Origin of the sequence: Burkholderia sp. WSM2230 (genome assembly GCF_000472445.1) — a bacterium.
Classification (GTDB): Bacteria; Pseudomonadota; Gammaproteobacteria; order Burkholderiales; family Burkholderiaceae; genus Paraburkholderia.
In genome coordinates this window covers 85,180-99,106 of the sequence record NZ_AXAJ01000010.1, presented here as the reverse complement: position 1 = coordinate 99,106, position 13,927 = coordinate 85,180, and the positions used below count along the sequence as shown (strand labels likewise).

13 protein-coding genes are annotated in these 13,927 nt (G+C 65.1%); 6 read left to right on the top strand and 7 right to left on the bottom strand.

The genetic code is table 11. The features are described from left to right. Positions 1–5 precede the first annotated feature (5 nt). Genes A3AC_RS0119780 through tsaB form a run of 4 tightly spaced genes read right to left on the bottom strand, consistent with a single transcriptional unit; the run spans position 6 to position 3,439 of the window. On the bottom strand, positions 6–1,064 hold the full coding sequence (locus A3AC_RS0119780; protein ID WP_025600969.1) for a DUF1853 family protein: 1,059 nt from the start codon (positions 1,062–1,064) through the stop codon (positions 6–8). Further along, positions 1,061–2,158: a uracil-DNA glycosylase gene (locus A3AC_RS0119775; protein WP_025600968.1), complete on the bottom strand. Its 1,098-nt coding sequence runs from the start codon at positions 2,156–2,158 to the stop codon at positions 1,061–1,063. Before A3AC_RS0119775 ends, A3AC_RS0119780 begins: the two co-directional genes overlap by 4 nt. Beyond that, positions 2,145–2,639 (bottom strand): ribosomal protein S18-alanine N-acetyltransferase, encoded by a 495-nt coding sequence (gene rimI / locus A3AC_RS0119770; RefSeq protein WP_025600967.1) that lies wholly within the window; start codon positions 2,637–2,639, stop codon positions 2,145–2,147. Before rimI ends, A3AC_RS0119775 begins: the two co-directional genes overlap by 14 nt. Continuing rightward, a complete protein-coding gene (gene tsaB / locus A3AC_RS0119765; protein WP_025600966.1) occupies positions 2,636–3,439 on the bottom strand; it encodes a tRNA (adenosine(37)-N6)-threonylcarbamoyltransferase complex dimerization subunit type 1 TsaB in 804 nt (267 codons plus the stop codon). Before tsaB ends, rimI begins: the two co-directional genes overlap by 4 nt. A gap of 206 nt (positions 3,440–3,645) precedes the next feature. Between tsaB and A3AC_RS0119760 the strand changes: the two genes are divergently transcribed. The 3 genes from A3AC_RS0119760 to aceA all read left to right on the top strand — a co-directional run bounded on the left by A3AC_RS0119760 (position 3,646) and on the right by aceA (position 7,745). Continuing rightward, the gene (locus A3AC_RS0119760; protein WP_025600965.1) at positions 3,646–3,915 is read left to right on the top strand and encodes an acyl-CoA-binding protein; all 270 of its coding nucleotides are present in this window, start codon (positions 3,646–3,648) and stop codon (positions 3,913–3,915) included. 437 nt (positions 3,916–4,352) lie between these two features. Next, positions 4,353–5,948 (top strand): DEAD/DEAH box helicase, encoded by a 1,596-nt coding sequence (locus tag A3AC_RS0119755; protein ID WP_025600964.1) that lies wholly within the window; start codon positions 4,353–4,355, stop codon positions 5,946–5,948. A 489-nt stretch (positions 5,949–6,437) separates the two neighbouring features. Next, complete coding sequence (gene aceA, locus A3AC_RS0119750) at positions 6,438–7,745, top strand: isocitrate lyase (protein ID WP_006052990.1); 1,308 nt, start codon at positions 6,438–6,440, stop codon at positions 7,743–7,745. Between the two features lie 323 nt (positions 7,746–8,068). Here the strand turns inward: aceA and A3AC_RS0119745 are convergent, their stop codons facing one another. Together A3AC_RS0119745 and A3AC_RS0119740 are read right to left on the bottom strand one after the other, a co-directional pair. Further along, positions 8,069–8,503 (bottom strand): universal stress protein, encoded by a 435-nt coding sequence (locus tag A3AC_RS0119745; protein ID WP_025600963.1) that lies wholly within the window; start codon positions 8,501–8,503, stop codon positions 8,069–8,071. 233 nt (positions 8,504–8,736) lie between these two features. Beyond that, entirely contained in the window at positions 8,737–9,639 is a 903-nt protein-coding gene (locus A3AC_RS0119740) for a LysR family transcriptional regulator (protein WP_025600962.1), read from the bottom strand. A 148-nt stretch (positions 9,640–9,787) separates the two neighbouring features. Between A3AC_RS0119740 and A3AC_RS0119735 the strand changes: the two genes are divergently transcribed. Both A3AC_RS0119735 and aceB read left to right on the top strand, forming a co-directional pair. Beyond that, the gene (locus tag A3AC_RS0119735) at positions 9,788–10,666 is read left to right on the top strand and encodes a (S)-2-haloacid dehalogenase (protein ID WP_025600961.1); all 879 of its coding nucleotides are present in this window, start codon (positions 9,788–9,790) and stop codon (positions 10,664–10,666) included. Positions 10,667–10,757: 91 nt separating this feature from the next. Then, entirely contained in the window at positions 10,758–12,353 is a 1,596-nt protein-coding gene (aceB, locus tag A3AC_RS0119730) for a malate synthase A (protein WP_025600960.1), read from the top strand. Between the two features lie 110 nt (positions 12,354–12,463). On the opposite strand, the gene A3AC_RS0119725 is transcribed toward aceB, so the two are convergent. Next, a complete protein-coding gene (locus A3AC_RS0119725) occupies positions 12,464–12,865 on the bottom strand; it encodes a gamma-glutamylcyclotransferase family protein (RefSeq protein ID WP_025600959.1) in 402 nt (133 codons plus the stop codon). Positions 12,866–13,003: 138 nt separating this feature from the next. On the opposite strand from A3AC_RS0119725, the gene A3AC_RS0119720 reads away from it, so the two are divergent. Next, positions 13,004–13,918 carry an AraC family transcriptional regulator gene (locus A3AC_RS0119720; protein ID WP_025600958.1) on the top strand — a complete coding sequence of 305 codons (915 nt, stop codon included), beginning with the start codon at positions 13,004–13,006 and terminating at the stop codon, positions 13,916–13,918. The last annotated feature ends 9 nt before the right edge of the window (positions 13,919–13,927 follow it).

Here is a 13,927-nt window from a genome sequence, read left to right as displayed (position 1 = left end):
CAGCGCTACTGCGCAGCGTACTCTCGCGCTCTCTGCGGCCAATCGTCGGGCACGATGAAACCGCGCGACTGTTCGAGCAGATTGCCCGCGCTGTCTTCGGTGAACGCCGCGACCATCGTCGGAGCAGGTTGCTGCAAGGTTTGTGCAGCAAGCGTTTGGGCATTGAGCAGAAGCGGAGCGACCGCCTCGCGTTCGCCGGCATCGTAGCGACGCGGCGCGAGCCATTCGAGACGCGGCAGCACGCGCCAATGCGCGCCGCGTGTGTGTGCAAACTCCAGCCAGTCGCCGTGCGTCACCCACCAGCCCCGGCCATGCCCAGGATTCAGTTCGACAGGATCGGGCGGCACCTCGTCACGCCGATAAAACAGCCAGCCTTTGACGAACATTTGCGGCGTCCACGAGCCCGGATAGCCCGCCGACGCAAGCTCCTCGCGTGCGCTCAACGGCAGTTGATGGTTAAGCAGATGAGCGAGCTTCAAGTCGAAGCGGTCTTTCAGGTTCGGGCCGACGTAGTCTGACAGCCGCGCTGACAACCGCGCTGACAGCCGCGCCGACAACCCCGCCGATGGCTGCAAAGCCTGCTCTGCGCCGGCATGACCAGCGTGCAGATAGCACTTCACCGCGAGCTCCCAGTGAAGCCGCTCGCCCTCGTGCGTGCTCAGCAGGAAATCGCATTCGCCGAGCGTGACGCCCGCGCGCCGCAGCGGCACGCCGGCCGCGACGAGCCGCGCCGCCGGCCCATGTTGCAGGAACCAGCCCAGCAGGCTTTCGGCGTAGCGGCCGAGCCGCGTGATGCGCGTCGCGGCAAGATTGCGCTGTAAAGGCTCGGGGGCCGCGTCGAGCGAGCGTAAAAATTCGAGCGTTGCGGTGAATTCTTCGGGCGTATCAAACGGCCTGGCCAGTTCACCCGCCGGCGGTTGCGGCCGCAACAGATCGGCGCTCAACAGCAGCCACGCGAGGTCGCGCACTGCCGGGTCATGCAGCGTGTCGAGCAAGCTGCGAAGGATCGAGGGATCGGCGCGCAGCCCGTCAGGCCGGCGCGCCGGCGGTCGATCCGCGGTCACCGCTTCGCCGCATCCGACGCTGCGCCGCCGCCCTCGCGCCACGTAGCGCGCGCGAGGCACAGATCAGCCCACGCCTTGGCCTTGTCGGGAAGGCTGCGCAACAGATAAGCCGGGTGATACGTGACGACCACCGGTACGCCCTGGTATTCGTGGACGCGGCCGCGCAGCGACGAAATGCTCGCGTCGGTCTTGAGCAGGCTTTGCGCGGCAAAGCGGCCAAGCGCGACGATCAGCTTTGGCTTGACGAGCGCCACCTGGCGTTGCAGGTAAGGTTCGCAGCGCGCGACTTCGTCGGGCTCGGGATTGCGATTGCCTGGCGGGCGGCACTTGATGACGTTCGCGATATACACATTGGTGCCGCGCGCGAGCGTCAGCGAACGCAGCATGTTGTCGAGCAGCTTGCCCGCCTGGCCGACGAAGGGCTCGCCCACGCGGTCCTCGTTCTCGCCCGGCGCTTCGCCGATCAGCATCCAGTCGGCATTCCGGTCGCCGACGCCGAATACGGTCTTCGTGCGTTTCTCGCACAGCCGGCAGCGCTCGCAGGTCGCGACGCGCTCGCTCAGCGCGTCCCAGTCGAGGGTGTTGATTGCTGGCAGCGCCGGCACGGCAGCGTCGGCCTCGCCCGGCGGATGGAGCGGCAGATCGTCGAACCATGCGAAGCCGTCGTCGGGCGGAGCGTCGAAAGAGGCTGGCTCGAGGGTGCCTGGCGGCTCGGCAGGCCGCAGGTCACGGCTCGCGGCGCTGGACGGCGCGCGTTGCGGCTCCGGCGTACGTGACGGTTGGCCGGCGGGCGCTGTGTGGCTATCGTCTGCTAGTTGTGAATGTTGCGGCTGCGCTTGCGACACGGGCCGGGCAGCGCGGCCTTGCGGGGCGACGCCTTGCGCGACGCTCGCGGCTGCAGCGAGTTCTTGCGAAACGGCTTGTATTCGTGCTGCGGCTCCTTCCTGCGCCATGCCCGCTTCCTGCACCGCAGCCGGCTGCTGCGCCACAGAAGATTCGTCTGCCACCGCCCCTTCATGCCCCAAAGCCATCCCGCGACGCACCCAGCGCGGCGCGAGCCCGAACTCTTCCAGCACCGATTCATGCAGCGCCATCTGCGCCCTCCCTCACAAACGATAAACGCATCACGATGGCGTCCTCCCGGCCGCGATGCCGCGCCGGATAATAGTTTTTGCGCCGGCCGATCGACGTGAAGCCGAAACGCTCGTAGAGCCGGATCGCGCGATGATTCGACGGCCGCACCTCGAGCAACAGTCCGTCGAGCTTTTCAGCGCGTGTAATGCGCACGGCTTCGCGCAGCAGCGCGAGTCCGGCGCCCGCGCCTTGCGCGGCGGGCGCCACGCATAGATTGAGCAGATGCATTTCGTCGACGACAGGCATCAGCACGCAATATCCGATCAGCGTCCCCGTAACGTGCCGCAGACACACGCCGAAATAGCCGTTGCGCAGCGAGTCGCCGAAATTGCCGCGGCTCCAGGGGAATTCATAGGCGAGCTTTTCGATGGCGGCCACTTCGTCCAGGTCGCCTTCCGTCATTGGCGACATGTAGCGGTCCGCCAGCAGCACGCCGCTCATGGCCGTCCCTCGCGCAAGCCGGGGTCGTCGGCGAGCGCCGCGGCCTGCCCGGCGGCTTTCGCGGCTTTGTCCGCCATGCGCTCCGCGGTGGTCTGCGCGACCTTGTTGCGCACGTACTGCGGCGCGGCCTGATCAGCGGATACCGTGCGGCCCGCGTGGAAGGCGCGCAGCGCCGCGTACGCGAGCGGCAATGCATGCGGCAAGGCATCGCGATCGACGCTCCGGGCGGCGGCCGCCGCCGGCAGCCGGGCGCCGAAAGCCGCGGCGGCGTTGCCGGCGAGCGTGAAAGGCGCGTCGGGCAAGACCAGACGCTCGGGCGTATCGAGCGACGCGCCCTGCACGACGCCCCATTCGCCTTGCGCGCCGTCCCACGCGTAGTCGGCCCAGTAGATCTCGTCCATGCGGGCATCGAGCGCGGCCAGCACGCGCGTCGCCGCCGGATCGCGGCGCCGCGCGCTTTCGGCGCACACGAGCAGGGTGCTGACCGGCACGACCGGCAGATCGAGACCGAAGGCCAACCCTTGCGCGACGCCCGTCGCGGTGCGCAGTCCTGTGAACGAGCCTGGGCCGGAACCGAACGCGATCGCGTTGCACACGGCGAGCGTCAGGCCCGCTTCGTCGAAAAGTTCGCGGATCGCGGGCAAAAGCCGCGTGCTGGACACGGCCCCGGTCTCTTCGTGGCGGACCCACGCGCGCGGCTCGGCGCATGCATGGCCGGCGGCGTCGACAGCAGTGGCCAGAAGCGCTACCGAGCAGAATTCGGTGGAAGTATCGAGGGCAAGAAGCACGGTTTGAGTCATGGACCGTATTGTAATCGGCGCCGCGCGCGCGGATGAGCTTTGGCCGCGCAGTCGTCAGCCATCTGCGGTTTTGCGCCTTTTTCGCGCTCGCCGCCGTGTGTCTTCTGCTCGCGGCCGCCGACGTTTGGAATGAGCCCTCGGCCACGCCGCGGCATGCAATTGTTATGATCGTCGGCCACCTGACCATCCCGCCGGAGAGCATCAAGATGACGGACCTCGACACCCAGTTCACGCAAGCTCAGGAAGACGTCAAGCAATTGCCCGAGCGCCCGGGCAACCTCACGCTGCTGCGCCTTTATGCCCTCTTCAAGCAGGCGAGCGAAGGCGACGTGCACGGCGACAAGCCCGGTTTTGCCGACATCGTCGGCAAATACAAGTACGAAGCGTGGGCCGCATTGCAAGGCACAGCGCAGGACGCGGCGAAGCAGCAATACGTGGAACTCGTCGAATCGCTGAAGAGCGGCGCCTCTGCCTGATGGCTCGCGCGGGCCCAAGCCGCTCGGCGCGCGCCGCTTGCCGGCTTCCGGCCGCCGCGCGGCAACTTTTGCGCTAGGAAATCTCCTAACAGTGGCGCAGTGCAGCAGATACCTATACAATGCTGCCTGCGCTTCACTGCTTTGCCCGGCTTTCATAAGCGGCCGTTGCGGCGCAGCGCCTCGTAGCGTTTAGCTCCAATCCAGTTTAGAACCTGTCCCCTCCTGCCTAGCCCCCTACGGGCGATCATGTCCCAGGCTGGCGGCAAGCCATGTTGGCGTGTCGCATCCGATACAGCTTCTAACGAAAAACTCGCCTTCATTGTCGCGAGTTGCCCCCGTTTTTCGATTTGCTCGCTGCTTCTTTGCTCGCTGAATCCGACGACTTGGGTATGCCGATTGGCGCCGACGTTTTAATTCCCTGTGTTTTAAGGATTCTCATGACTTCGAGCAATACTTCCAGCAGCCCGTTGAACGCCATCGCCGACCAGGCCCTCGGTTTCGCCGACGCACCCGCACAAGCCGCAGCCGCTGCTGCCGCACCGGCCGTCGCCGCTGAAGCCGCTGCGCCCGCCGGCCCGACGTTCGCGTCGCTCGGCCTGTCCGCGGATGTCGTCTCCGCGCTGACCGCCGCTGGTTACCAGAACCCGACGCCGGTTCAGCAGCGCGCGGTTCCTGCCGGCATCGCCGGCCGCGACCTGCTGGTCTCCAGCCCGACCGGTTCGGGCAAGACCGCCGCGTTCATGCTGCCCGCCATCGAACGTTTCTCGCAATTGCAAAAGGCGCAAGCGAGCCAGCCGCGTGAGCCGCGTCCCGCCGACGGCGGCCGTGGGCGCCGCCCGCAACCGGTCGCTCGTCCGACCATGCTGGTGCTGACGCCGACCCGCGAACTCGCGATGCAGGTCACGACCGCCGCCGCCACGTACGGCAAGCACCTGAAGCGCCTGCGCACCGTCAGCATTCTGGGCGGCGTCGCTTACGGCCAGCAGTTGATGCTGCTCGCGAAGAACCCGGAAATCCTGGTTGCCACGCCGGGCCGTCTGATCGATCACCTGGAGCGCGGCCGCATCGACCTGTCGCAACTGCAGATTCTCGTGCTCGACGAAGCCGACCGCATGCTCGACATGGGCTTCATCGAAGACATCGAGACGATCGTCGCGGCCACGCCGGCCACGCGTCAGACTATGCTTTTCTCGGCCACGCTCGACGGCAAGATCGGTTCGCTGACGGGCCGTCTGCTGAAGGATCCGGAGCGTATCGAGATCGTTCAGCGCATGGAGCAGCGCACCAACATCGCGCAAACCGTTCATTACGTCGACGACCGCGATCACAAGGACCGTCTGCTCGATCATCTGCTGCGCGACACGGGCCTCGACCAGGCTATCGTCTTCACGGCAACGAAAATGGACGCCGACCAGCTGGCTGGCCGTCTTGCGGACGCGGGCTTCGAATCGGCGGCACTGCATGGCGATCTGCCGCAAGGCGCGCGTAACCGCACCATCAAGGCACTGCGCGAGCGTCGCGTTCGCGTGCTGGTGGCAACGGACGTCGCCGCTCGCGGTATCGACATTCCGGGCATCACGCACGTGTTCAACTACGACCTGCCGAAGTTTGCCGAAGACTACGTGCACCGTATCGGCCGTACCGGTCGCGCCGGGCGCTCGGGCATCGCGGTGAGCCTCGTGCATCACGCCGAACAGGGCGCGTTGAAGCGCATCGAGCGTTTCGTGCGCACGCCGCTGCCGGTGAATGTCGTTGAAGGTTTTGAGCCGCGCAAGTCGGCTCCGTCGGGTAACGGCCGTCCTGGCTTTGGCGGCCGCGGCCGTCCGGGCGGCGGCAATGGCGGCGGACGCCGCTTCGGTAGCGGCTCGGGTAAGCCGGGTGGCAATGGCGCTTCGCGCAGCGGCAGCGGCAATGGCGGCGGTTGGGCGGGCAAGTCGGGCGGCGGTTCGCGCGAAGGCTACGGCGGCTCGCGTGACGGTGGCTACGGCGCGCGCCGCAGCGACGGCCCGCGTACCGCGCGTCGCGGCAGCTAAGCTGACGCAACGCGGGAGAGCTTGCAGCGCGGGCCGGTAACGGCTTGGCCGGCCCTACGGCGGCAGCCTTTATCCCGCTGATGCAAGCAGTTGAAGGACCCCGGCAGCGCTCCGCAGTCGGCTTGGCCGATCCGAAAAACCGGTGCCCACGCACCGGTTTTTTTTCGCCCGTGGCAAATCGCCACCCATATTTCACGATATGGAAAAATTTTTTGCGTCGTAAAAAATCGTGCTGCAAGGCACAACAGCCGCTGTTGCAAGATGGGAAAACCCGTTTCTCTATGTGAAAGATTCCAACTAAAGCACTGATTTCAAATAGAAATATTTATTAGAAAATCGCTGTTTGGCGGCTATTGCACGTCTGTCGATTTGCCTAGACTCTTATATAAGACTTCACGAAACGAACGCCTCGCGTGCTGACTGCAAGGCGGATCGTCGCGGCGAAGACAGAGTCCACCATCCGTTTCTTAGGCAACCAAGGAGAAAACCATGACGACGCGCGAAGAACAGGCCCGCCAACTTCAACAGCAATGGGAAACCGATCCGCGCTGGAAAGGCGTGAAGCGCAGCTACACCGCCGAGGACGTGATCCGTCTGCGCGGCTCGGTGCAGGTCGAGCACACGCTCGCGAAACGCGGCGCCGAAAAGCTCTGGCATAGCGTGAACACCGAGCCGTTCGTCAATTCGCTCGGCGCGCTGACCGGCAATCAGGCGATGCAACAGGTCAAGGCCGGTCTGAAGGCCATCTACCTGTCGGGCTGGCAGGTCGCGGGCGATGCGAACGTGGCCGGCGAAATGTATCCGGATCAGTCGCTCTACCCGGCCAACTCCGTGCCGCTCGTCGTCAAGCGCATCAACAACACGCTGACGCGCGCCGACCAGATCCAGTGGTCGGAAGGCAAGAATCCCGGCGACGAAGGTTACATCGACTACTTCGCGCCGATCGTCGCTGACGCCGAAGCCGGTTTCGGCGGCGTGCTGAACGCATTCGAACTGATGAAGGCGATGATCGAAGCGGGCGCCGCGGGCGTGCACTTCGAAGACCAGCTCGCCTCGGTGAAGAAGTGCGGCCACATGGGCGGCAAGGTGCTCGTGCCGACGCGCGAAAACATTGCCAAGCTGACCGCCGCGCGTCTCGCCGCCGACGTGTCGGGCGTGCCGACCGTGCTGCTCGCCCGCACCGACGCTGAAGCCGCCGACCTGATCACCTCGGACGTCGATGAAAACGACAAGCCGTTCCTGACCGGCGAGCGCACCGTTGAAGGTTTCTACCGCACGAAGCCCGGCCTCGAGCAGGCAATCTCGCGTGGCCTCGCCTACGCGCCGTACGCCGACATGATCTGGTGCGAGACGGGCAAGCCGGATCTCGAGTTCGCGAAGAAGTTCGCCGATGCGATCCACAAGGAGTACCCGGATCAATTGCTGTCGTATAACTGCTCGCCGTCGTTCAACTGGAAGAAGAATCTGGACGACGCAACCATCGCCAAGTTCCAGCGCGAACTCGGTGCAATGGGCTACAAGTTCCAGTTCATCACGCTGGCCGGCTTCCACGCGCTGAACTACTCGATGTTCAACCTCGCGCACGGCTACGCCCGCAACCAGATGACGGCGTTCGTCGAAATGCAGCAGGCCGAGTTCGCGGCAGCGGAAAAGGGTTTCACCGCCGTCAAGCATCAGCGCGAAGTGGGCACCGGCTATTTCGACGCGGTCACCCAGACGGTCGAGCGCGAAGCGTCGACGACCGCGCTGCACGGCTCGACGGAAGACGAACAGTTCTTCGACAAGAAAGTTGCGTAACCGAAGTCGCGTAAGAGGTCGCGTAAGGCCTCTCGCGGCCTGATCGCGAAAAGGCAAGGCAGACAGACGGCTGGCTGCCGGCGCAGCGGTTGTGCCGGCAAGCCACCGTCGACAGGGAGGAGCTTCGGCATCGGCGCATCGGCCGCTAAAGTTTCAGCGGCCAGCGCCGGTGGCGAGCGTTCCAGATAAGACGGGGGCTGCATAAAGCCAGCACAACCTGATTCAACCGGATCGCGCGGCGAATGGACGACGCGCCGACCTGAGCGTCGGCGCGTTTTCCGCCGTTAGGCGTTTTCGCAGCGATGCGGCCGACGTCAGGGATGTCAGCGGTAGACCAGCACCGGAATTTTCGTATGCGTGAGCACCCGCTGCGTTTCGCTGCCGATCAGGAGGCTGCCGAGACCGCGCCGCCCGTGCGAGGACATGAAGATCACGTCGCAACCGCCCTGCTCCGCCGCTTCGATGATGCCGAGATACGGCGCGGGATGCACGCTCGTGCGCCGATCGACGACCACGCCGAGACGGCTCGCGGCGAGTTCCACTTCGCGCAGATGTTCCTGCGCTTCGCGCTCGCTGCGGTCGAGAAACTCCGACGGCGGCTCGACCGCGATATCGGAGAACGGCGCGTAAGGATATTGCGGCAGACAGGCGTACGCGGTGATGCGCGCGCCGACCGCCTGCGCGAGATCGATTGCGCCGGCGATCGCCTTGCGCGAGAGGTCGGAGCCATCGGTCGGAACGAGAATGTGCTTGAACATGTGCCCTCCGTGTCCGGGCGCCGTGTCGGTTGCTTTTTTGTGCCGTCTTTGGGGCTGTGCCTCTTCCCGCACGGCGCGCCCGCACTCTTATGCAGGCGCTGGCCCGCGGGCAGCCCCTCCACCGCAGCCAGCGCCCCGGTTCATGCAGCCCTTGAAACGATTGTAGGTCGCGGAAACCGGCCCCCTACCGTGATTGAGGGTCTGTCCGAATATGGAAAACCCGTTGCGCGGCGTCAGCCCCAGTAGTCCGGAAGACCATAGGTATGCTTGAGGAAATCCAGGAAAAGCCGCACTCGCAGTGGCAAATGGCGGCGCTGCGGAAACACCGCATGAATGCCGATGGGCGGCGCCGCGAACTCGTCGAGCACGCTGACGAGCCGCCCGGCCGCGATGTCCGCGCCGACTTCCCACCACGAGCGCCAGGCGAGCCCATGGCCTTCGAGACACCACTCGTGCAGCACCGCGCCGTCCGAGCACTCCATCGTGCCCGATACCTTGATCGACACCACCTTGCCGTCCTGCTGGAACATCCAGCCGCGCTGCTGGTTGGCGCTCGCGCCGAGCGCGAGACAGTTGTGCTGCGCGAGGTCGGCGAGGCTATGCGGCGCGCCGCGCCGGCTGAGATACGACGGCGACGCCACGCACACGCGGCGGTTTTCGCCGAGCTTGAGCGACACCAGCGACGAGTCCGGCAATTCGCCAAGCCGCACCGCGCAATCGAAGCCTTCGTTGACGAGATCGACGAGCCGGTCCGACAGATCGAGCGTAATGGAAACGTCCGGATGCGCGACGGTGAAAGCCGGCACCAGCGGTGCGACGTGCCGGCGCCCGAAACCGGCCGGCGCGGACAGCCGCAAATGGCCGCTCGCCTTCACGCCGCCCGCCGACACGCTCGCCTCCGCGTTCTGCATGTCGTGAATGATGCGCTGGCAGTCTTCCAGAAACGCCGAGCCTTCGAAGGTCAGCGTGATCTTGCGGGTGGTGCGCACCAGCAGTTTGACGCCGAGGCGCTCCTCGAGCGCGTCGATACGGCGGCCGATGATCGCCGGCGCCACACCCTCGGCCAGCGCCGCGGCCGACAGACTGCCTTTTGCGGCAACGGTGACGAAAGTCTCAATCTGCTTGAAACGGTCCATGGAAGAAGCGCCGCTCTCGCGGAAAAGTTGGCCGGTGCGCGCCAGATTAGGTGGATGAAAGTAAAAGATCAAGTGATCTTTAGCGTCTTTTTTAGCGCACAACGCTGCTAATACAATCTGTCCCGACCTCTGACAGGAGCGCACGGCAATGTCGGCCACAACGACACTCTCCCCAAAAGCAGTGATTTTCGACGCCTACGGCACGCTTTTCGACGTGCACTCGGTGATCGCTGCCGCGGAGCAGATCTTCCCCGGGCGCGGCGACGCGCTCTCCCAGTTGTGGCGCCAGAAGCAGATCGAATACACGCAGTTGCGCACGCTTGCCGATTCCGGGGAAGAGGCCGCGCACTATCGTCCGTTCTGGGACATCACGCGCGACGCCCTGCGCTTTTCGGCGAAGAAACTTCAGCTCACGCTCGGCCGTAGCGCTGAAAAGCGTCTGATGGACGAGTACGCGTGCCTGTCCGCGTTTCCCGATGCGGTGCCTGCGCTGCGTCTGTTGCGCGATGGCGTTGCGCTTTCGAAGCCGGGCGCTCGAATCGCGACGTCCGCAAACGCAAACGCAAGCGCAAACGCAGCCGCAAGCGCAGCGGCGCCCGGCGGCCCGCGTCCCGGCCTCGCGATTCTCTCGAACGGCAACCCGCAAATGCTCGATGTCGCCGTGAAAAGCGCGGGCATGAGCGGACTCTTCGACCACGTGCTTTCCGTCGACGCCGTGCGTGCATACAAACCGGCACGCGCCGCCTATGCGCTCGGCACGCAGGCCTTCGGCGCCGAGCCGGGCGAGATCGTCTTTGTTTCGTCGAATGGTTGGGACGTGGCCGGCGCGACGTGGTTCGGCTTCACGACCTTCTGGCTCAACCGTCAGAACGCGCCGCTCGAGGAACTGGGCGTGACGCCGCACGGCACCGGTGCGGGCATGAGCGATCTGCTCGCTTTTCTGAACACGCTTGCGTCTGCGGGACGCCCGGCACGCGCGGCACGCGCCGCCGGCGCGAACCGCCCGCGCCGCGGTGGAAATGCATGAGCCTCGCCGTCTCCAACAGATGCATCCAAACCAACAACCACAACCGCCTCTTAACTTTGCATTTCGCAATCTGACCGACCAAGGAGAAAACATGGCGAATTCGCTGTCATCGCTGCCGCAGGGCATGGAAATCACCGGCGAGATCAAGCCGGGTTATGAAGCGATTCTCACGCGCGAGGCGCTCGAACTCGTCGCCGCGCTGCACCGCACGTTCGAGCCGCGCCGCCAGCAGTTGCTGCACGCGCGGGCGGAACGCACGAAACGTCTGGACGCGGGCGAGCGCCCCGACTTCCTCGCCGAGACAAAAAACGTGCGCGAAGGCGACTGGACCATCGCGCCGCTGCCGCAGGACCTGCAATGCCGCCGCGTGGAAATCACCGGCCCGGTGGAGCGCAAGATGATCATCAACGCGCTGAACTCGGGCGCGGATTCGTACATGACCGACTTCGAGGATTCGAATGCGCCGAGCTGGGACAACCAGATCACCGGCCATATCAATCTGAAGGACGCCGTGCGCCGCACGATCTCGCTGGAACAGAACGGCAAGAGCTACAAGCTGAACGACAAGGTCGCCACGCTGATCGTGCGCCCGCGCGGCTGGCATCTCGACGAAAAGCACGTGAAGGTGGACGGCAAGCGCGTCTCGGGCGGCATTTTCGATTTCGCGCTCTTCATGGTGCACAACGCAAAGGAACTCGTCGCGCGCGGCTCGGGCCCCTACTTCTATCTGCCGAAGATGGAAAGCCATCTCGAGGCGCGTCTGTGGAACGACATTTTCGTCGCTGCGCAGGAAGCGGTCGGCGTGCCGCGCGGCACGATTCGCGCGACCGTGCTGATCGAAACCATTCTCGCCGCCTTTGAAATGGACGAGATTCTGTACGAACTGCGCGAGCATAGCTCGGGGCTGAATGCGGGCCGCTGGGACTACATCTTCTCCGCGATCAAGAAGTTCAAGTCCGACCGCGACTTCTGCCTCGCGGACCGCTCGCAGATCACGATGACGTCGCCCTTCATGCGCGCCTACGCGCTGTTGCTGCTGAAGACTTGCCATCGCCGCAACGCGCCGGCCATCGGCGGAATGAGCGCTCTGATTCCGATCAAGAACGACCCGGCCGCGAACGACAAGGCCATGGCCGGCGTGCGCTCCGACAAGGCGCGCGATGCGGGCGACGGTTACGACGGCGGCTGGGTCGCGCACCCTGGGCTCGTGCCGATCGCAATGGAAGAGTTCGTCAAGGTGCTCGGCGACAAGCCGAACCAGATCGGCAAGCAACGCGACGACGTGCTCGTCACCGCGACCGATCTGATGGACTTTCGTCCGGAAGCGCCGATCACGGAAGCCGGTCTGCGCAACAACATCAACGTCGGCATTCACTACCTGGGCTCGTGGCTCGCGGGCAATGGCTGCGTGCCGATCCACAATCTGATGGAAGATGCCGCGACCGCTGAGATTTCCCGCTCGCAGGTTTGGCAGTGGATCCGCTCGCCCAAGGGCACGCTCGACGACGGCCGCAAGGTGAGCGCCGGGCTGGTGCGCGAACTCGCCGTGCAGGAACTCGACAAGGTGAAGCAGGCCGTGGGCGGCGATACGAAGCCCTATCAGCGCGCCGCGCAAATCTTCGAGCAGATGTCGACGTCAGAACAGTTCACGGACTTCCTCACGCTGCCGCTCTACGAAGAAATCTGAAGCTGAACGCCGGGTTCGCGAGCGTGACCCGGCATGAAAGGTAATCGGCCCGCAAGGCTCGCTGCCTGGCGGGCTTTTTTTATGCGACTAGCGGCCCGCGCGAGCCCATGTCAGCGCGTCGCGCGATACTTCACCCAATCGCCGGACCGGATTTCCGGCAGCCCTTGCGCGGCATGAGGCGCAACCGGATAGAAGCGGCAGTTCACGACGTTGCCGTCCACTTTCACCATCACTTCGCGAGCCAGAAAGCGATCTTCGACGCCGGGGTACACCGCCTCGATCTCGTCGAGCACGGCGACTAGCTCATCGTCGATCTCGTAGACATCGCCGATCACATCCACGCCCTGCTCGTCCACAACGAGCCCTGGATACGAGCCGAAGTCGAACAGGTGGCCGCGAACCGTGGCCGTGCCCAGCAAGTTCGGCTCGGCAATCTCGTTGCGCGCCGCAGCTTCACGGATGTCGTTCACTTCGCCCGCTCGCAGCGTGCCGTAGACAAAGACGGTTTGCATCGTCGTTCGTGCTCCCTCGATATGTGGTCGGTCAGTCCGGACATTATGCAACGCCGCAAGGCGCACGCTCTACAATGAGAGCCCGCCCTTGATCGCGCTTCATGCCGTGGCGTTTCGCTTGATGGATCGACCTTTGCCATGACTCCGTACGCCGGTTCTGATCGCTCGAGCTTCGTCAGCTTGACCGACACTCCGCCAGAATTTCAGCCGAACGAAGCGCACCCGATTCGCGTGCGCTCGCGGCCCATGCCGATGGGCTCGCACTTCGCGCGTCACGAGCATGCGTGGGCGCAGGTCGCGTATGCGTCGCGCGGTGTGCTGCGCGTGGCCACGACCGGCACGACGTGGATGGTGCCGCCCTCGCGCGCCATCTGGGTGCCGCCGCATGTCACGCACGAGGTCGTGGCTGTCGAAGACGCATTTCTGCGCACGCTCTACATCACGGAAAGCACGGTGCCCGCGGGACTCGACGCGCCGCGTGTGGTCGAAGTCTCGAACCTGCTGCGCGAAGTCATTGCCGCGCTGGACACGCCCGGCATCTCGCCCGCGCGCGAACGGCTGCTCGGCGCGCTCGCGCTCGACGAGCTGACGCGTTCCGAGCCGCTGCCTCTTTCTGTGCCGATGCCCAACGAAAAGCGCCTGCGCGCACTGTGCGAAGCCGTGATCGCCGACCCGTCGCCGGCTGAATCGCTCGAACAGTGGGCGGCGAGCGTGGGCGCGAGCACGCGCACCATCGCGCGTCTCTTTCGGCAGGAACTCGGCGTGAGCTTCTCGCAGTGGCGGCAACAGGCGATTCTGGCTCGTGCGATCCCGTTGCTCAGCCAAGGGCAGCCGCTGTCGCACGTCGCGCACGAGTTGGGCTATCAGAGCCAGAGCGCCTTTTCCGCGATGTTCCGGCGTGCTTTTGGCGAGAGCCCGCGCGCGTTTATCGAACGGGGCTCGGAACATCGGATGGAAAATGGAGAGAGCGCGCACGGCACCAGTGCCGAGGACATTTCTGGCGAAGAGCCAGTGTTGAACCGCGCGGACCCGGCGAACGCCCAGGGCCGCTAAGCGCGGTTT